Raw genomic sequence first — 18696 nt, 5'->3', positions numbered from 1 at the left:
ACCGGTCGACCAGTGCATACGCGGTATGCCGAACCAGTGGGGCCAACACGTACTCCCGGGACTCGACGGGGAGTAGGGGGAAGATGTGCGCAAGATAGTGCACCGCCATCTGGGCAAGGTGGTGGCAGGTGCGGCCATCGCGGTGGCCGGAACGGCCGTCATGGTCGGAATCACGCTGCCGGGGACAGCGGGAGCCGACGAATCGGGAGGGAGCGGCAACGGTCAGTCCGCCCAGCAGGCGGCCCAGGGGCAGGGGGCCCAGGCGGCGCCGCCGGGCGTCGTCGAACAGGCTCCGGCCGAGGGCGACAAGGGCACGGGCGACGACCCGCTGACCGACGACGAGATGGACAGGGCCGCGAAGCTCGCGGCGAGCCCACAGCTGCGCAACGCCGGCGAGGACGTCGACGGCGACCGCGGCCCGCAGCGCATCGGCGTCGACCTCGCCGAGCCGGACGCCGACGACCAGGACAGGGCGGGCGCGGCACGCCGGGCCGAGGTGACGTTCTACGACTACAAGGCCGACGCGCTCGTCACCCGGACCGTCAACCTCGACACCGGGAAGGTCGAGCAGAGCACCACCGAGCACGGCGTCCAGCCGCCGCTGGGCCGTGCCGAGTACGCGGAGGCGGCCAAGATCCTGATCGCCGACCCGCTGGGCGCGGACATGAAGGCGGACTTCAAGGACGCCACCGACAAGGAACTCACCTCCCCGGACCAGCTGCTGCTCAACGGCGCCGTGTACCGGGCAGTTCCGGGCGCCCAGCCGGCCGTGCTCGACAAGTGCGGCGAACACCGCTGCGTGCGGCTGTTCCCGAAGGTCAAGAACGGGCCCTGGATCGACGCCCGCTCCTTCGTGATCGATCTGAGCGCCCGCAAGGTCGCCAAGCTCGACCTGCGCTGAGCCGCACTCGGTTCACTTTTCCAACTCGCACTCCACATACCTGTACCTCACGTACTTGCACCTCCTGTAAGGGAGTCATTTCTTCATGCGCGTGAACAGATTGAGCCGTGCCCGCAAGGGCGCCGCCGTGGGCCTCTCCGTGGCCGCGCTGGCCGCCGGCGCGACGACCGGCGCCGGGCCCGCCTCCGCCCAGCCGAAGAACGCCCCCGCCCCGGCCGCCGACTGCAGCGCCGCCTACCGCATCGAGCAGAAGCTCACCGGCGGCACCACCTGGCGGATGTGCTGGCGCTACGACGGCAAGGCCGGGCTCGTCCTGGAGAACATCTCCTACCAGCCCAAGGGCGAGACCAAGCCGATCAAGGTCCTCAACAGCGCCCGGCTCGGCCAGATCCACGTCCCGTACGACGACGGAAGCGTCGAGTACGACGACCTGACGGGCTTCGGCTTCGCCCAGGGTCTGATGACCCTCGACCCCTCGGAGTGTCCGGGCGGCACCATCAAGAGCGTCAAGGTCCCGGAGGCCTGGGACCCGCAGAACCAGAACGTCAAGGGCCTGTGCACCACGACCCGCGCGCGGGGACACGCCTACCGCATGCAGGGCGACACCGCGAACAAGGTCTACCAGGCCCAGAGCAAGGACCTGCTCGTCTACTCGGTCAACCAGGTCGGCTGGTACGAGTACATGACCGAGTGGCGCTTCCAGGACGACGGCACGGTCACCATGAACGTCGGCGCGACCGGCAGCCTGTCGTTCGAGGACTACGACGCGGGCGACGGCCGCGGCTGGCCCATCGGCAAGGGCGACCGGGCCAAGGCCACCAGCCACAGCCACAACGTCTTCTGGCGCCTCGACTTCGGCCTGGACGGCTCCACCAAGAACCGCGTCGAGCAGTACGACTCGACGGTGACCGCGCCCGCCGCCGGTGACCGCGCCCCGAAGACCAAGACCAGCGTCACCAAGGTCGGCAAGGAGCTCGCGGGCGACGCCAAGGCCTACCGCTGGTGGCGCATGGTCAGCGCGACCGGCAAGAACAAGGACGGCCACGCGCGCTCGTACGAGATAGTCCCCGGCGTCACCACCAAGTACCCGGGCCGCAGCTTCACCAAGCACGACGTGTACTTCACCGAGTACGACAAGTGCGAGAAGTTCGCCACCAACAACCCCGGTTGCGGCAACGGCCACCCCAAGTCCGTCGACAAGTGGGTCGGCGGCCAGGCCCTCAAGCACCCGATCACCTGGGTGAACGTGGGCTTCCACCACATCGCCCGGGACGAGGACCAGCAGCCCATGCCGGTCCACTGGCAGGGATTCTCCATCGTCCCGCGTGATGTGACGGCTATGAATCCGCTCACTCCGAGCGAGCTCGCCTGGCAGAACGGGCACTGGCGGCCCCGTAGTTGAGAAAGACCCTGTCCATCCGGCTGCACCGCCCGCCGCTCCCGGAGTACCCTTCCTTGATCGTTGGGACGGGGAGTGCTCGGGGGAGCGGAAGGCGGTGCGCGGGTGGGCTCGGGAGGGCTGGAGTTGCCCCCTGGTGACGAGGGTCACGAGGGGAACTCCACAGAGGTCCCACCCTGCACGGTGTCCCTGGCCCGGCCGATGGAGACCAGTTCCATCGGCCCGGAGCTGGACTGGGACACCGACGCCTGGCGCGAGGTGCGTACGCGCGCCCAGCGAGCGGGCCGGGCCTACATCTGGCTGAACCTCGTCGAACAGCGGCTGCGCGCGGTCGTGGCCGCGGTGCTGCGCCCCATCTACGAACCCGTCCACGGCCACGACGACTGGGTCGTCGCGGCGGCCGGACCCGCCGGGCAGGAATGGGTGCAGCGCGCGGTCGCCGTACGCGAGGTCAGCCGCCGCAAGGGCTATCTGCTGGACCCCGCCGACGACAACGTCCTCAGCTTTCTCACGCTGCCGCAGCTGCGTGAGCTGATGGTGCAGCACTGGCCGTGCTTCGAGCCGTACGTCGACGACCGCAGGGACGTCGAACTCGCCCTGGACGAACTCGAAGTGACCCGCAACGTCGTCTCGCGCAACCGGGCCCTGTCCGAGGCCGTCCTCAACCAGGCCGAGCGCGCCTCGGCGCGGCTCCTGGAGGTCCTCGGCGGCAGCGGTGACGTGCCGTCGGCCCGCCGGCTGCCCATCGACGCGGTCGAGGACCTGGTCGGCGACCGCTACGCCGACGTCGTCGCCGTGCACCCCGACCGGGTACGGCTGCTGCGCCAGTTCCCGGCCGAGGACATCTTCGGCGGGGCGCGCAGGCTCGACGCCATCGGCATCGGCCTCAACCTTCTCGTGCAGAACTTCTCCGGGCGCCGTCTGGTGCGCCTCGCCGAGTCCGGCTGCCGGGTGCGGCTGCTGTTCCTGAACCCGGCCTCCAGCTCCGTCAAGCGGCGCGAGCGCGAACTCGGCATCAAGCGGGGCGAGCTGAGCCGCGCGGTCGAGATGAACATCCTGCACATGCGCCGGGTACGGTCCCGGCTGCGCGACCCCGGCGCCTTCGAGATCCAGGTCTTCGACGAGACGCCCCGCTTCACGGCCTACCTCGTGGACGGCGACGGCACCGACGGAGTGGCGGTCGTGCAGACCTATCTGCGGCGGACGCGGGGGCTGGAGGCGCCGGTCCTGGTGCTGCGCAACGGGAACAGAGTGGTCAAGTCGGACGAGATCGACGAAGGCGGGCTCTTCCCGACGTACCGCGAGGAGTTCGAGCTCATGTGGGCGGATTCGCGGCCGGTGTCCTGAACTGTCCCACCCCGGCGGCGCTGTCCCGCCGGTAAGCGGAATGCGGTCCTCTGATTGTCAGTGGCACATGGGAAGGTGGAGACCACTGGGGGAACGCACCACCAAGAAGGGGGACCGCCCATGGGCTGGCACCGTGAGCTGCTGATCGGCTTCGACCTGGAAACGACCGGTACGGATCCGCGCGAGGCGCGCATCGTCACCGGCGCCGTCATCGAGGTCAGGGACGGGCAGCCCATAGGGCACAAGGAGTGGCTGGCGGATCCGGGCGTCGAGATCCCGGCCGACGCGGTCGCGGTCCACGGCATCAGCAATGAGCGCGCGGCCGCCGAGGGCCGCCCGGCCGACCAGGTGGCGGACGCCATCGCCGACGTCCTGGTGACGTACTGGAAGACGGGCGTACCGGTCGTCGCCTACAACGCCACCTTCGACCTGAGCCTGCTCTCGGCCGAACTGCGGCGCCACGAACTGCCGTCGCTGCGCGACCGCCTGGGCGGCATCGACCCCGCCCCGGTCATCGACCCGTACACCATCGACCGCTGGGCCGACCGCTACCGCCGCGGCAAGCGCAACCTCGAAGCGGTCTGCCGGGAGTACGGCATCTCCCTCGACTCCGCGCACGACGCCTCCGCCGACGCCCTCGCCGCGGCCCGCCTGGCCGGCGCGATAGCCGTCCGCCACCCCAAGATCGCGGCCCTCGGCCCGGCAGAGCTGCACCGCCGCCAGATCGAGTGGTACGCCGAGTGGGCGACGGACTTCCAGGACTTCCTACGGCGCAAGGGCGATACGGCGGCGGTGGTCGACGGGACCTGGCCCCTGCGGGAGGCGGCGGTGGGGGAGACGACGGGGCGGTAGTCGGCCTTGGGGGCGGTGTCGTGCCGTGCCCCGGCAGGCAGGGGGGCGTTACACCGCCGCCGGTGCCGCGACGCGCTCGATGCGGGGTTTCGCCAACCGTTCGTAGTCCGCTCCCGAGATGCACAGTGAGCGGTCGAGTCGGGCCGCGTTGAAGTAGAGCGCTGGCTGGGCGACGACGTCCGGGTCGGCGACGACCTCGAGGTCGGGGTCGAAGCTGAACGGCAGCACGGTGCCGGGGACCGCGTGGGCCAGTCGCTCGGCGGTCTCCGGGTCGCTGAAGCCGACGTAGCGGGCGTCGTACAGCGTCCGGACGGCATCCAGGTCCACGCGCCGGTCGCCGGGGACGACCGCGAGGACGTGACGTGTCGTGCGGCGGTCCACCTTGACCCGCAGCACGATGCACTTGGCGGCCTCCGAGGCGGGGTGTCCGCGCAGTGCGCAGACGGTCTCAGTGCTGCCCTCGGGTGCGTGGTCGAGGAGGCGGTAGTCGACGTGGGAGGAGTCGAGCAGGGAGATCAGGTGGTCGTAAGTGGCGTGGTGGGCGGTGGTGTGCTCGGGCATGCGGAGTCCTTGTCGAGAGGGTGAGAGGCGGAGGGCGGCCGGGGGTTCGGTGGGCGGCGGTGCGCCCGTTCCACCGCCTGACCCCAGTACGTGCCGGCGACCATCAGGGCCGCGCCGAGGCCGGTGAGCGGGGTGAGGTGGTCGCCGCCCAGGGCCACGCCCACCGCGACGGCCCAGACCGGTTCGGTGCCCAGCAGCAGACTGGCCCGGCTCGCGGAGGTGCGCTGCACGGCCCAGGTCTGGGCGAGGAAGGCGAACACGCTGCAGAACAGGGCGAGATAGACCAGCTGGGCCCAGGTGGCCGGGGTGGAGTGCAGCAAGGTCGGCAGGTCGGGGGCCGCGACCGGCAGGAACAGGACCGTGCCTACGAGGGTCTGCACGGTCGTCAGCTGCAACGGGCGTATCGCCCGCCCGGCGGTCAGTCGGCCGACGAGCGCCACATGCACGGCACGGATCAGCGCGGCGCCGAGCATCAGCAGGTCGCCGAGGCGGGGCTCGGCGAAGCCGTTGCCGGACATCAGCAGGCCGACGGCCAGGACGCAGACGCCGGTCGCGGCGAAGAAGGAGGCGGGCAGTGGGCCGCGGTGGCCGCCGCGGTCGAGGAGCGGGGTGAGGACGATGGTCAGGCTGATGATGAGGCCGGCGTTGGCGGCGCTGGTGTGGGCGACGCCGTACGTCTCCACGACGAGCACCGCCGCCTGGGTCAGCCCCAGAGGCAGCCCGATCCGCAACTCGTCCCGCGTCCACCGGCGTGCTCCGCGCCGCCGCCAGGAGGCGACCAGGCCGAGACAGGCGAGCGCGGACAGGGCGTAGCGGGCGAACAGTACGAGCAGGACGGGGAGGGCCGCGGTGGCGGTCTGGGCGGAGAGATAGCTGGAACCCCAGACGATCGCGACAAGGAGGAGTACCGCGTCGGTATGGCGGCGGGCGTCGGACACCCGTCCACGGTGCACCGGGGGTGTCCTTGAAGCCCAGTACCAGTTTCTAAAACGATCATTTAGCAGCACTACATCGTGGTCCTACACTGAGGTGATGGACGAACGGCAGCTGCGGATCCTGCGGGAGCTCGGCGAACTGGGGAGTGTCACGGCGGTCGCCGAGGCGCTGCTGGTGACGCCGTCGGCGATCTCCCAGCAGCTACGGCTGCTCCAGCGGTCGATCCCGGTGCCGCTCACCGAGCGGCAGGGGCGCCGGCTCGTGCTCACCGACGCCGGGCAGGCGCTGGCGGGGGCGGCCATCGAGGTGGAGACGGCGCTCGCGCGTGCGCGGCACAGTGTCGAGGCGTTCATGGAGCGGCCGGAGGGAGAGGTGTCGGTGGCGGCGTTCCACAGCGCGGCCGGCGTGTTCTTCCCGCCGCTGGTCGGCGCGCTGGCCGGTCCCGGCAAACCGGTGCCGAGGCTCGTCGACGAGGACGTACCGCAGGAGGACTTCCCCCGGCTCACCCGGGAGTACGACATCGTCGTCGCCCACCGTCTGGAGCACGCCCCGCCGTGGCCGGACACGGTGGCCGCGACGACGTTGCTGCGTGAGCCGCTGGACGTGGCCATGCCGGTGGACCATCCCCTGGCGGCCAAGCGCCGCGTCACCCCGCGTGACGTGGCCGACGAGCCCTGGATCACCGTGCACGACGGATTCCCGGTCCTCGCGGTCATCGAGGCCATCGCCGCCGCGGCCGGACGGCGTCTCCAACTGGCCCATCGCATCAACGAGTTCACGGTGGTGGCCGAGGTCGTGGCGGCCGGGGGAGGCATCGCCCTGATGCCGCGCTGGACGATGCGGCCCCATCCCGCACTCGTCCTCAGACCACTCAGCGGGGTCCAGGCCAGCCGCCACATCGACGCCCTCTACCGCCCCGAACGCACGGCCAGATCAGCCGTCCGTACGGTGCTGGCCGAGCTGCGGCGCGCCGCGAGAACCATCCAGGACCCTTCGCGTAGTGCGCGGTGAGCATCTTGACTGTGGTGCCCCTGCACGACAAGGTTCCGGGCCTGGCACCGGCAGTCCTACCGTCGCGGAGGGCACTGGTTCCGCTGTCGTCACGGGCCGAGAGTGGACGCATGACAACAACCACGAAGAAGGGCTCTCCTATGAGCGATGGCGTGGTCTCCAGCGGCTGGGACGTCCTGGACGCCTCCCACGAAGCACTGCGCACGGCGGTCCGCGCCGTCCCCGCCGACGGCTGGCACCGGGCGACACCCTGCACGGACTGGACCGTCGCCCAGGTCTTCCAGCACGCCGTCGGCGACCAGATCGGCTACGCCGCCGCGCTGACCGGCGAGCCGGGCCCCGACTTCAACCCGTTCGCCCCGTCGGGCGAGATGGAGGGGGTGGACCCGGTGGCGTTCCTGGAGGACGCCCTGGCACGCGCGGCGAAGGCGTGGGCGGGGGTCGACCGGGATGCCGCCGAGGTGCCCGTGCCGGTGCCGCCGCACAAGTTGTCCCCGTGGTCCGGCTCGGCGGCGTGCGGGCTGGACGCGGCGGTCCACGCCTGGGACATCGCCGTGGCGACGGGCCGGCCGTCCCCACTCACGCCCGAGCTGGCCCGCCCCCTCCTCAAGATCGCCAGGGAGATCGTCGAGCCGCTGCGCCCCCGCGCGTACGCCGCCGCCCTGGCCCCCGAGCAGGGCGACGACGACGTGGCGGTCCTCCTGCGTCACCTCGGCCGCGACCCCCGTTGGAGCGCCTAGCAGGAGCTGTCCGCAGGCGCCGCCTCGCCCGCATCAGATCCTGACCCCCAACTCAGAACGGATACCACCGCACCCCCTCGTCCCCGTCCCGCAACGACGCCACCCGCCGCTCGAACTCCGCCAACGCCTTCGGGTTGCTCTGCGCGTGCTGTGCCACCCACGCACAACTCGCCGTCTCCCGCGCCCCGCGCAGCACCGAGCACCCCTCCCACTCCCGCACATCCCAGCCGTATGTCTCGACGAACGACCGGTAATCCGCCGCAGGCAACCCGTACCGGTCCCGAGACAGCGCCATGACCACCAGATCGTGCTCCCGCAGATCGAAGGAGAAGGTCTCCAGATCGACCAGCACCGGCCGCCCATCGGCCCCCACATGCACATTGCGCGGCAGCGCGTCCCCATGGATCGGCCCGGGTGTCAGACGGGGCGTCAACCCCGCCGCAGCCGCCGCGAACCCGTCCCGCCGCTCCCGCAGAAACGCCGCGTCCGCCGGATCGATCGCATCCCCCGCCAGCCGCAGCCAACGCTCGACGCCGCCCAGCAACTCACGCGGAGGCAGCGTGAAGGAGGGGGCGGGCAGGGCGTGCACCAGCCGTAGCAGTTCGGCCAGATCCCGTGGCTCGGCGGGTCGTATCGGATCCGGCAGCCGGTGCCACACCGTCACCGGGTGTCCCTCCACCAGCAGTGCCTTGGGCTCGGCGGCCCGCACCGCCGGCACGCCCGCCGTCTCCAGCCATACGGCGATGTCCAGTTCGCGCTCGGCCCGGTCGAGGAGCTCCGCGTCCCGGCCCACCTTGACGGCCAGGTCACCGGCGGCGAACACCGCGTTCTCGCCCAGGGCGAGCAGTCGCGCGTCCCGCGCCGGTCCGGGCAGGACCGCCGCCGCGGCCAGTACGTCCCGCGCCCATGCCTCGTCCATCGTCCGTCCGCCTCCGCGTCCCACCCGGCCTGTTCCTTGCCGTCAGTGTCGCATTCCCACAGGTCGGACCGCGTGCGGACGGCCTCGACGGGGTACGGCCTTTGCATGGCCATGACGAGGACCGCCCGCTCGGTGAGACGCCCGCCGGACGACAAGGGGCGGCGGCGCGCCACGGACCACGGCGCCTGGTTCCTCGTGCTCCCCGCCCTGATCCCCATCCTGATCCTCAGCGTCGGACCGCTGCTCTACGGCATCCTGCTCTCCTTCACCGACGCCCAGTCCGGACGGACCCGGCCCACCCAGTGGATCGGCGCGCTCAATTTCACGGATCTGCTGCACGACACCCTGTTCTGGGAGTCGTTCCGGATCGGCCTGCTCTGGGCGGTCGGCGTCACCGTGCCGCAGTTCCTGCTGGCGCTCGGCCTCGCCCTCCTCCTCAACGAGGACCTGCGGCTGCGCTGGCTGGCGCGAACCCTCGCGATCGTGCCGTGGGCCATGCCCGAGGTCGTCGTCGGCGTCATGTGGCGGCTGGTCTACAACCCCGACGCGGGCATCCTCAACGAGACACTCCGCGACCTCGGCCTCGGCGACGGCCGCGACTGGCTCAGCGGGCTCGGCACCGCGCTCCCGGCCGTCATCGTCGTCGGCATCTGGGCCGGGCTGCCCACCACGACCGTCGCCCTCCTCGCCGGCCTCCAGAACACCGCGCGCGAACTGCACGAGGCGGCCGCGGTGGACGGCGCCGGCGCCTGGCGCCGCTTCCGCACCGTCACCTGGCCCGCCCTCAGACCCGTCGCCCTCTCCATCACGGCACTCAATCTGATCTGGAACTTCAACTCCTTCGCCCTGGTCTACGTGCTCACCAGCGGCGGCCCCGGCGGTCGCACCCGGCTGCCCATGCTCTTCGCCTATGAAGAGGCCTTCCGCTACGGGCAGTTCGGGTACGCGGCGGCGATGGGATGTGTGATGGTCGCGGTGATCTCGATACTTCTCGCCGTCATCCTCGTCGGACGGCTGAAGGGAGGTGACGAGTCATGAGAACCAGCCGCACGGCCCGCATCGGCCAGTACGCCGCCCTGTTCGGCTACCTCCTCTTCCTCGTCTTCCCCTTCCTCTGGCTGCTCTCCACCGCCTTCAAGCCCGCGCGCGAACTGGGCAGCCTGCACCCCACCTGGATCCCCGAGGACCCCACCCTCGCCAACTTCCGCCAGGCCTTCGACGAACAGCCCCTGCTGCACGCCGCCTTCAACTCCCTGATCGCCGCGCTCGGCGCCGCCCTGATCGCCGTACTCCTCGCGACCCCCATGGCTTACGTCATGGCCCGCCACCGCACCCGCCTCGCCCGCGCGGCGACCGGCTGGGTGGTGGTCAGCCAGGCGTTCCCGCTGGTCCTGGTGATCATCCCGCTGTTCCTGGTGCTGAAGAACCTCCGGCTGATCAACTCGATGCCGGGGCTGATCATGGTGTACGTGGTGTGGGCGCTGCCGTTCGCGCTGTGGATGCTCGTGGGGTATGTGCGGGCGGTTCCACCGGAGTTGGAGGAGGCCGCGGCCATGGACGGCGCCGGGCGACTGCGCACGCTCGTCTCGGTGACCGCGCCGCTCCTCGCCCCCGGCATCGTGGCGACGGCGCTGTTCGCGTTCGTCACGGCGTGGAACGAGTTCTTCTTCGCGCTGGTGCTGCTGAAGACCCCGGAGAAACAGACCCTGCCGGTCGTCCTCACCCACTTCATCGGCGCGGAGGGAGTCGCGGACCTCGGCCCGCTGGCCGCCGCCGCGTTCCTCGCGACACTGCCCTCGCTGGTGGTGTTCGCGGTCATCCAGCGACGGATCACGGGCGGCATGCTCGCCGGGGCGGTGAAGAACTGATGCGTACGAGAGCTGTGTTTGCCGTGGTACTCGCCTTGCTGGTCGCCGGATGCAGCGGCGGTGGTGAGAGCAGGACCGGCCCCGTCACCCTCCGCTTCCAGTCCCTCGCCTGGCAGGAGGAGTCCGTCGCGATCAACAAGGAGCTGGTGAAGGAGTGGAACGCGACCCATCCGGACGTCAAGGTCGAGTATGTGCAGGGCAGTTGGGACAGCGTCCACGATCAGCTGCTCACCTCCTTCGAGGGCGGTGGGGCGCCGGACATCATCCACGACGCCTCGGACGACCTCGCGGACTTCGCATACGGCGGCTATCTCGCCGATCTGACCGACCTGCTGCCCCAGAGGCTCAAGTCCAACATCCCACAGCGCAGTTGGGAGACGGCCACCTTCGGCGACGGGATCTACGGCGTCCCGTTCCTGCAGGAGCCGCGGGTGCTCATCGCCAACGCGAAGTGGCTGAAGGAGTCCGGCGTACGCATCCCGACCCCCGAACGCCCTTGGAGCTGGCCGGAGTTCAGGAGGATCACCGACGACCTCAGCGGGGACGGCAAGTACGGCGTCGCCTGGCCGCTCAAGGAACCTGTCTCCGCCACCCTCAACCTCTCCCTGTCGTCCGGCGGGCAGCTCTTCCACCGGGGCGCCGACGGCAAGGTCACGGTCCGCTTCGGGGCCGCCGACGAGGTCATGCCGCGCACCGTCCACGACCAGGTCAACGTCGACCGCAGCGCCTCGTCCACGACGCTGGGCAGCGGCGGCTCCGACACCCTGCCCGGCTTCTTCGGCGGCAGATACGCGATGGTCCCGCTGGGCTTCTCCTACCGTCAGCAGATCGTGCAGCAGGCACCGAAGGGCTTCGACTGGCAGGTGCTGCCCGCCCCTGCGGGCGCCGACGGGCTCACCCAGGGCGTCAGCCCGCAGACCCTGTCCATCGCCGAGGACAGCCCGCATCAGCGGGAGGCCGCCGAGTTCATCGACTTCCTGCTGCGGCCCGGCAACATGGTGCGGCTGGCGCTGGGCGACTGGATGCTGCCCACCGGCACCGAGGCCCTGAAGGACCCGGCCCTGCGCACCGCCGAGAACGACTGGGCCACCGGCACCGCCCTCGCCGGGCGGCTGCGCTCGGCGCCCGCCCAGTCGGTGCGCGGCTACCCGGAGTGGAAGGACAAGGTCGCCACACCCGCCTTCCAGGAGTACTACAGCGGCGCCATCGGCCTCGGCGAGCTGCGCCGGCGTCTGGAGGAGGACGGGAACCTGGTGCTGGCGCGGTACCAGCGCTGACGTAATTCGGTTGTCCGCGGCACCGGGCCCCGCCTAACGTGCCGTCCGTGGCAGCGAACAACGCGATCACCGACACCGGTCTCGGCCGGGGCAGTGCGCACTCCGTACGGAGGCGCCGCGGCCCCGGAGCCCTGACCGGCCCGGGGAGCCACACCACCCGCTGATTCCACGCGGACCCGCTGCTCCTCCCTTTTCTCTCTCCTGTCTTCCGGTCAGGGCCTTCGTCTGCCCTTCCCCCTCTCCACGGAAGACAAGGACCGCAGGCCATGGCCCGCCCCACCCGCGTATCCCGCGCGCTCTCCCAGAACTTCCTCACCGACCGAGCCGCCGCGGAACGCTTCGCCCGGCTCGCCGTACCCGACCGCGAACACCGCCCCCTGCTCCTCGAAGTCGGCGCGGGCAAAGGCGCGTTGACACAGACCCTCGCCCCGCGCTGCCGCGAGCTGATCGCGTACGAGATCGATCCCCGACTCGTCCCCGGTCTGCGCGCCCGCTGCTCCGGCCTGCCCCAGGTCCGGGTGATCGCCGGTGACTTCCTCGCCGTACGGCCTCCGAACACACCGTTCTCCGTTGCCGGGAACCTGCCCTTCTCCCGCACCGCAGCCATCGTCGACTGGTGCCTGCGGGCCTCCGCCCTCACCGACGCCACGCTCCTCACCCAGCTGGAGTACGCCCGTAAGCGCACGGGTGACTACGGCAGTTGGACCCGGCTGACGATTCTGACCTGGCCGTGCCATGAATGGCGGCTGGTGGGCCGGGTTGGGCGGTACGGCTTCCGGCCGGTGCCGCGCGTGGACGCCGGGATCGTACGGATCGAGCGGCGCCGCAAGCCCCTTCTCGACTCCCGTGCGCGGGACAGCTGGCGGCGCCTGGTCGCGCTCGGCTTCTCGGGCGTCGGCGGCTCACTGCACGCGTCGCTGTGCCGGGCGCATCCGGGACGGCGGGTCGACGCGGCGTTCCGGGCGGCGCGGCTCGACACGAGGGCCCTGGTCGGCGAGGTGCCGCCGGAGGCGTGGCTGAGGCTGCACGAGGCGCTCGCGCCATGAAAGAGAGTTGCACGAGACGTATCGTCTCGATTAGCGTCGGGGTCATGACCAGTCCCGCTCACATCGCCATGTTCTCCATCGCCGCCCACGGCCACGTGAACCCCAGCCTCGAAGTGATCCGCGAGCTCGTGGCACGCGGGCACCGGGTCACCTACGCGATCCCGCCGGCCTTCGCCGAGAAGGTCGCCGCCACCGGCGCCGAGCCCAAGCTGTGGAACTCCACGCTGCCCGGACCCGACGCCGACCCGGAGGCTTGGGGGAGCACCCTGCTGGACAACGTCGAGCCGTTCCTGGCCGACGCCATCCAGGCCCTTCCGCAGCTGCTCGAGGCGTACGAGGGGGACGAGCCGACCCTCGTCCTGCACGACATCGCCTCGTACCCGGCCCGCGTCCTCGCCCACCGCTGGGGCGTCCCCGCGATCTCGCTCTCCCCGTGCATGGTCGCGTGGGAGGGGTACGAACAGGAGGTCGCCGAGCCGATGTGGGAGGAACCGAGGAAGACCGAGCGCGGCCGGGCCTACTACGAGCGCTTCCAGGCATGGCTGGAGGAGAACGGCATCACCCAGCACCCCGACCCGTTCGCCGGCCGTCCCGACCGCTCCCTCGTCCTGATCCCGAAGGCGCTCCAGCCGAACGCCGACCGGGTCGACGAAACCGCCTACACCTTCGTCGGCGCCTGCCAGGCCGACCGTACGGCCGAAGGCGACTGGCAGCGCCCGGCGGACGCCGAGAAGGTCGTGCTCGTCTCCCTCGGGTCGGCGTTCACCAAGCAGCCGGCCTTCTACCGCGAGTGCGTGCGTGCCTTCGGTGAGCTGCGGGGCTGGCACCTGGTGCTCCAGATCGGCAGGCACGTCGACCAGGACGAGCTCGGTGACATCCCGCCCAACGTCGAAGTACGCGACTGGGTCCCGCAGTTGGCGATCCTGAAGCAGGCCGACCTGTTCGTCACCCACGCCGGCGCCGGCGGCAGCCAGGAGGGGCTTGCCACGGCCACCCCGATGATCGCCGTACCGCAGGCCGCCGACCAGTTCGGCAACGCCGATGTGCTCCAGTCGCTCGGTGTCGCCCGCCACATCCCCACCGAGAAGGCCACCGCCGAGACCCTGCGCGAGACCGCCCTCGCCCTCGTGGACGACCCCGAGGTCGCCGCGCGACTGAAGGGCATCCAGGCGGAGATGGCACAGGAGGGCGGCACCCGACGCGCCGCCGACCTCATCGAGGCCGAGCTCAGGGCATAGGCGAGGGCCCGTTGGTTCCCCCGGAACCAACGGGCCCTCCATGTCGGGCGGGCGGGGTCAGACCGGCACCCGCTCACCCTCGTCGTCCCGGACCGTGCCCGTGCCCCGGGTCACCGCCTCCGACGACTCGTCGTGCGTCAGGTCGGGCAGCCGGTGCAGCCACTTCGGCAGATACCAGTTGCGCTCGCCCAGCAGGGCCATGACCGCCGGGAGCAGCACACCCCGGATGATCGTCGCGTCGATCAGCACTGCCGCCGCGAGGCCGACGCCCATCTGCTTCATGGACTGCATGGACAGCGTCCCGAAGATCGCGAACACGGCGACCATGATGACCGCGGCACTGGTGACGACACCGGCCGTGGTGACCACACCGTGCTGGATCGCGTCCCTCGTCGTACGGCCCCGCAGCCGGGCCTCGCGGATCCGCGAGACCACGAACACGTGGTAGTCCATCGACAGGCCGAACAGGATCACGAACAGGAACAGCGGCAGCCAGGCGACGATCGCCCCGACACCCTCCGCGCCCACCATGGACGCGCCCCAGCCGTGCTGGAAGACGGCGACGAGGATGCCGTACGCCGCACCCACCGACAGCAGGTTCAGCACGATCGACGTGATGGCGATCGTCAGCGAGCGGAACGACAGCAGCATCAGCCCGAAGGCGAAGATCACGACGAAGGCGAAGACCGGTACGACCGCCCCGCCCAGCTGGTCGTTGAAGTCCTTCGACCCCGCGACCTGCCCGGTGATCGGCGCCTCGACGCCGTCCAACTCGCCCAGCGTGGCCGGGCGCACCTCGTCGCGGAGCTTGTCCAGGCTCGCGCCCGCCTTGTCGAGGTCGGAGCCGCCGATCAGCGGGACGTACACGAAGGCGATGTTCTGCTCGTCGTGCAGCTTGATGTCGACAGGGCCGCGCGAGGCACCCGAACTGACCGCCCGCTCACGGAACTCGGCGAGTGCGGACTTCACCTCGGGAGCGTTGATGTCGTTCGCCTTGACGACCACCTCGGCCGGTTCGGTACCGCCCGGGAAGGCCTCGTTGACCCGGTTGTACGTCTGCACGATGGGCAGCGAGTCGCCGAACTCCTGGTCCAGCGTGAGTTCCTGGGTCTTCATGCCGAGCGCGGGAGCCGCGACGGCGAGCAGGGCGCCGGCCGCGACGGCGACCGAGACGACCGGCCGCGCCAGCACCGCCTTGAGCACGGCCGTCCAGAACCGGCTCTCGCGGTTCGCGCCGCCCCGCTTGCGGCGCAGCTTGCTGTCCGGGTGCAGGAAGGGGATCTTGCCCTTCTCGACCCGCTCGCCCAGCAGCGACAGCAGGGCGGGAAGCACGGTCACCGACCCGACCATGGCGACCGCCACGACCATCAGCGAGGCCAGTCCCATCGCCTCGAACTCGGAGATACCGGTGAACAGCATGCCCGCCATCGCCACGCACACCGTGACACCGGAGACGATGATCGCGCGGCCACTGGTGGCGGCGGCGACCCTCAGCGCGGTCTGCGGATCCCGGCCCGCCTGGCGCTCCTCGCGCTCACGGCGCAGATAGAACAGGCAGTAGTCGACGCCGACGGCCAGTCCGACCAGCAGCATCACGGAGTTCGCGGTGTCGCTCATCGGCATGACATGGCTGACGATGCCCATCAGACCCATCGTCGCCATGATCGCGGTGACCGCGAGGAGCACCGGCAGCAGGGCCGCCACCAGCGCGCCGAAGGCGATCAGCAGAATGCCGAGGGCCACCGGAACCGCGGAGTACTCGGCCTTCTGGAAGTCGTCCCCGAACGCGTCGTCGAACGTCTTCATCATGCTCGCGCCGCCGATCTCCTCGATCCGCAGCGACTCATGGCTCTTCTGGACGTCCTCGACGGCCTTCAGCACCGGCTCGACGCGCTCACCCGCGGTGTCGGAGTCACCGCGCATGTCGAACTGCACCAGTGCGCTGCGGCCGTCCTTCGAGATCGTCTGCGTGTCGTACGGCGATGTCACGTCCGTGACCTTGCCGGTGCCCTCGACCGCCTTGACGACCGCACTGACGGCGGACCGGAACTCGCTGTCGGTGGCCTTGACCGAGCCGTCCTTGGCCTGGATCAGGACGGTCTCACTGGCCGGCTCCTCGATCCCGGCGTCCTCGATGATCTTGGCGGCGGTGTGTGTCTCGCCCTTGAGCTGATCACTGTCCTTGACGTCGACCCGGCCCGCGGCCGAACCGAGCCCCATCGCCAGGACGACGAACAGCACCCAGATCCCGACGGCAGCCCATCGGTGCCGGGCGCTCCAGCCGCCGGCCCGGGCGGCGAGTCCCCGGACCCGCGAATCTCCGTTCCCCATGATGGGCTTGCCCCCTTGGATTGCGGTGGCGACCCCCTGCCGCCACGTTTCATTTCGAAGGTATGAGCTGGATAAAGGCATCTCGTCGTGCTCCCCGGTGAAGTGGGACGGCCGGAAATCATCCGCTCGGTCACCGGGCTCTCCCCACTGGGGAGGATGGAGGTCCCTTACATCTATCCGTCTGTCCTGGGGGCGTCGATCAGGGAAGGCGTGCTGCGACGGATCGGCCGGAAAGGCTTGTGCATCATGCTGACCGGTAAGTAACTTACGGGTTCCGGCCGTCGTGCCCACCCCCACGGGGCACGACGGCCGCCATAAGCTGACGGGATGACGACGACGTACGCCGCGCTGCTCCGCGGCATCAACGTGGGCGGCAGCAGAAAGCTCCCGATGGCCGAATTGCGCACCCTGCTGACCGGCCTCGGCCATGACGGCGTACGCACCTACCTCCAGAGCGGCCAGGCCGTCTTCACCGCCGACCACGGCGACGAGGAGTCCCTGGCCACGGAGCTCGCGACGGCGATCGAGAAGCACTTCGGCTTCACCGTGGACGTGATCGTCCGCGACCACGCCTACCTCAAGGCCGTCGCCGACAACTGCCCCTTCCCGGCAGCCGAGTTGGAGCCCAAACAGCTCCATGTCACCTACTACTCCGCCCCCGTCGACCCCGACCGCTTCGGGAAGATCGACCGGGCCGCCCACCTCCCCGAGGAGTTCCGCCTCGGCGACCGCGAGCTGTACCTGTACGCCCCGAACGGCCTCGGCCGCTCCAAGCTCGGCGAAATCCTCTCGCGCCCACGCCTCAACAAGGGTTTGATCGCCACGAGCCGCAACTGGAACACCGTGCTGAAACTTGTGGAGATGACAGGTGACTGACGACCGGACCCCCGCCGTGGAAGCCGCCATCGAGGGCGAACTGAGGCTGCTGAAGCCGGAGGTCCGCTCCTCCCCGGAACTACTCGCCGAGCTGCTGCACCCGCAGTTCCGCGAGTTCGGTGCGTCGGGGCGGTACTGGGACCGGACGTCGATCATCGAGTCCCTGGTCGCGGGCGAGGACCCGGGGCCCCGGCCGGTCGTCGTGTCACGCATGGACGGTGTCCAGCTCGCCCCCGATGTCGTCCACCTCACCTTCGACACCGACAACAACGGCCGTAGGGCACACCGCAGTTCGCTGTGGCGCCTGACGAACGACGGATGGCAGATGTACTTCCACCAGGGAACGCCGTTCACCGTCGAGGGAGAGTGACCTTGCGCTACATCATCATCGGGGCCGGAGCCGTCGGCGGTGTCATAGGCGGGCGGCTCGCGGGCGCGGGACATGAGGTCGTCCTGGTGGCCAGAGGCACCCACCTGGAGGCCCTACGGGACCGAGGGCTGCGGCTCAGGGTCCCGGAGGGCGAGCTGACCCACCGGCTGCCCGTCGTCGACGGTCCGGCGGAGCTCGGGGAACTGCGCCCCGACGACGTCCTCGTGCTCGCCGTGAAGACCCAGGACAGCCTGGCCGCGCTGCACACCTGGGGCCCGGCGCCGGTCACCGGTGGCGGTACGGCGGCCGAGCGGCTGCCCCTGTTCTGCGCGCAGAACGGCGTCGAGGGGCAGCGTCTCGCCCTCAGACTGTTCCGCCGGGTCCACGGCGTCTGCGTGTGGCTGCCGTCGGCGTACGTCGAACCCGGCGTCGTCTCCGCGGCAGGCAGCCCCCTCACCGGCATCCTGCACATCGGCCGGTATCCCCACGGCACCGACGAGACGGCCCGCCTCGTCGCCGCCGACCTGGAGAAGGCGCACTTCGAGGCGCCGGTCGTGGCGGACGTGGCGCGCTGGCAGTACGCGAAGCTGCTGACCAACCTCGGCAACGCCCTGGAGGCGGTGACCGGGCCCGTCGTCAGCGAGGAGGCCGTCCAACTGGTCCGGCGGGTGCGGGCCGAGGGCACGGCCGTGCTGGACGCCGCCGGGATCCCGTACGCGAGCGCGGAGGAGCAGCGGGCCGTGCGGGGCGACAAGGTCACCCTCGTGCCGCTCGACGGCGCCCCGCGCGGTGGCGGCTCCTCCTGGCAGTCCCTCAGCCGTGGCACCGGCACCATCGAGGCCGACTATCTCAACGGCGAGATCGCGTTGCTGGGCCGGCTGCACGGTGTACCGACCCCGCTCAACGAGCTTCTCCAGCACCACGCCAACGCCTTCGCGCGCGAACGGCGGGCCGCCGGATCGATGCCGGTGGCGGAGCTGGTGCGACGGGCCGACGAGGCGGTTGTCAACTAGGAGTGATCATA

Annotated in this window: 17 protein-coding genes and 1 pseudogene; 14 read left to right on the top strand and 4 right to left on the bottom strand. The window is 70.6% G+C overall.

All coding sequences use genetic code 11. The annotated features are described in order from the left end of the window. Positions 1-85 precede the first annotated feature (85 nt). The 4 genes from IE325_RS04260 to IE325_RS04245 all read left to right on the top strand — a co-directional run bounded on the left by IE325_RS04260 (position 86) and on the right by IE325_RS04245 (position 4499). Positions 86-901 carry a Tat pathway signal sequence domain protein gene (locus tag IE325_RS04260; protein ID WP_190068270.1) on the top strand — a complete coding sequence of 272 codons (816 nt, stop codon included), beginning with the start codon at positions 86-88 and terminating at the stop codon, positions 899-901. Positions 902-986: 85 nt separating this feature from the next. Beyond that, complete coding sequence (locus IE325_RS04255; protein WP_190068269.1) at positions 987-2303, top strand: copper amine oxidase; 1317 nt, start codon at positions 987-989, stop codon at positions 2301-2303. A 102-nt stretch (positions 2304-2405) separates the two neighbouring features. Beyond that, the gene (locus tag IE325_RS04250) at positions 2406-3647 is read left to right on the top strand and encodes a DUF5919 domain-containing protein (protein ID WP_190068518.1); all 1242 of its coding nucleotides are present in this window, start codon (positions 2406-2408) and stop codon (positions 3645-3647) included. 120 nt (positions 3648-3767) lie between these two features. Continuing rightward, positions 3768-4499, top strand: coding sequence for a 3'-5' exonuclease (locus IE325_RS04245; RefSeq protein ID WP_190068268.1), 732 nt, complete (start codon positions 3768-3770; stop codon positions 4497-4499). A 48-nt stretch (positions 4500-4547) separates the two neighbouring features. Here the strand turns inward: IE325_RS04245 and IE325_RS04240 are convergent, their stop codons facing one another. Next, the gene (locus tag IE325_RS04240) at positions 4548-5060 is read right to left on the bottom strand and encodes a YbaK/EbsC family protein (protein ID WP_190068267.1); all 513 of its coding nucleotides are present in this window, start codon (positions 5058-5060) and stop codon (positions 4548-4550) included. Then, a complete protein-coding gene (locus IE325_RS04235) occupies positions 5015-5998 on the bottom strand; it encodes a DMT family transporter (RefSeq protein ID WP_190068266.1) in 984 nt (327 codons plus the stop codon). The genes IE325_RS04240 and IE325_RS04235 overlap by 46 nt, the downstream gene beginning before the upstream one ends. A 94-nt stretch (positions 5999-6092) precedes the next feature. On the opposite strand from IE325_RS04235, the gene IE325_RS04230 reads away from it, so the two are divergent. Beyond that, positions 6093-7007: a LysR family transcriptional regulator gene (locus tag IE325_RS04230; RefSeq protein ID WP_190068265.1), complete on the top strand. Its 915-nt coding sequence runs from the start codon at positions 6093-6095 to the stop codon at positions 7005-7007. Between the two features lie 110 nt (positions 7008-7117). Then, positions 7118-7747, top strand: a complete 630-nt coding sequence (locus IE325_RS04225) for a TIGR03086 family metal-binding protein (protein ID WP_229911638.1) — start codon at positions 7118-7120, stop codon at positions 7745-7747. Between the two features lie 52 nt (positions 7748-7799). Here the strand turns inward: IE325_RS04225 and IE325_RS04220 are convergent, their stop codons facing one another. Next, positions 7800-8666, bottom strand: a complete 867-nt coding sequence (locus IE325_RS04220) for a phosphotransferase enzyme family protein (RefSeq protein WP_190068264.1) — start codon at positions 8664-8666, stop codon at positions 7800-7802. Positions 8667-8777: 111 nt separating this feature from the next. On the opposite strand from IE325_RS04220, the gene IE325_RS04215 reads away from it, so the two are divergent. From IE325_RS04215 to IE325_RS04195, 5 genes and pseudogenes are all read left to right on the top strand, one after another. After that, entirely contained in the window at positions 8778-9704 is a 927-nt protein-coding gene (locus IE325_RS04215) for a carbohydrate ABC transporter permease (RefSeq protein ID WP_190068516.1), read from the top strand. Beyond that, on the top strand, positions 9701-10534 hold the full coding sequence (locus IE325_RS04210) for a carbohydrate ABC transporter permease (RefSeq protein WP_190068263.1): 834 nt from the start codon (positions 9701-9703) through the stop codon (positions 10532-10534). Before IE325_RS04215 ends, IE325_RS04210 begins: the two co-directional genes overlap by 4 nt. Continuing rightward, a complete protein-coding gene (locus IE325_RS04205; RefSeq protein ID WP_190068262.1) occupies positions 10534-11811 on the top strand; it encodes an ABC transporter substrate-binding protein in 1278 nt (425 codons plus the stop codon). Before IE325_RS04210 ends, IE325_RS04205 begins: the two co-directional genes overlap by 1 nt. Before the next feature lie 266 nt (positions 11812-12077). Next, positions 12078-12857, top strand: coding sequence for an ErmE/ErmH/ErmO/ErmR family 23S rRNA (adenine(2058)-N(6))-methyltransferase (gene erm, locus IE325_RS04200; protein WP_190068261.1), 780 nt, complete (start codon positions 12078-12080; stop codon positions 12855-12857). A gap of 7 nt (positions 12858-12864) precedes the next feature. After that, positions 12865-14095: pseudogene (locus tag IE325_RS04195) on the top strand (glycosyltransferase). 57 nt (positions 14096-14152) lie between these two features. Here the strand turns inward: IE325_RS04195 and IE325_RS04190 are convergent. Beyond that, entirely contained in the window at positions 14153-16426 is a 2274-nt protein-coding gene (locus tag IE325_RS04190; RefSeq protein ID WP_190068259.1) for an MMPL family transporter, read from the bottom strand. Positions 16427-16753: 327 nt separating this feature from the next. Between IE325_RS04190 and IE325_RS04185 the strand changes: the two genes are divergently transcribed. The 3 genes from IE325_RS04185 to IE325_RS04175 are packed head-to-tail and all read left to right on the top strand — an operon-like array spanning position 16754 to position 18685. Further along, on the top strand, positions 16754-17302 hold the full coding sequence (locus tag IE325_RS04185; protein WP_190068258.1) for a DUF1697 domain-containing protein: 549 nt from the start codon (positions 16754-16756) through the stop codon (positions 17300-17302). Next, positions 17295-17672, top strand: coding sequence for a nuclear transport factor 2 family protein (locus IE325_RS04180; RefSeq protein ID WP_190068257.1), 378 nt, complete (start codon positions 17295-17297; stop codon positions 17670-17672). The genes IE325_RS04185 and IE325_RS04180 overlap by 8 nt, the downstream gene beginning before the upstream one ends. Before the next feature lie 2 nt (positions 17673-17674). After that, positions 17675-18685, top strand: a complete 1011-nt coding sequence (locus IE325_RS04175; RefSeq protein ID WP_190068256.1) for a ketopantoate reductase family protein — start codon at positions 17675-17677, stop codon at positions 18683-18685. The last annotated feature ends 11 nt before the right edge of the window (positions 18686-18696 follow it).

Origin of the sequence: Streptomyces lanatus (assembly GCF_014655715.1) — a bacterium.
Lineage (GTDB): Bacteria > Actinomycetota > Actinomycetes > Streptomycetales > Streptomycetaceae > Streptomyces > Streptomyces lanatus.
This window is presented reverse-complemented; position numbering and strand designations above follow the sequence as displayed.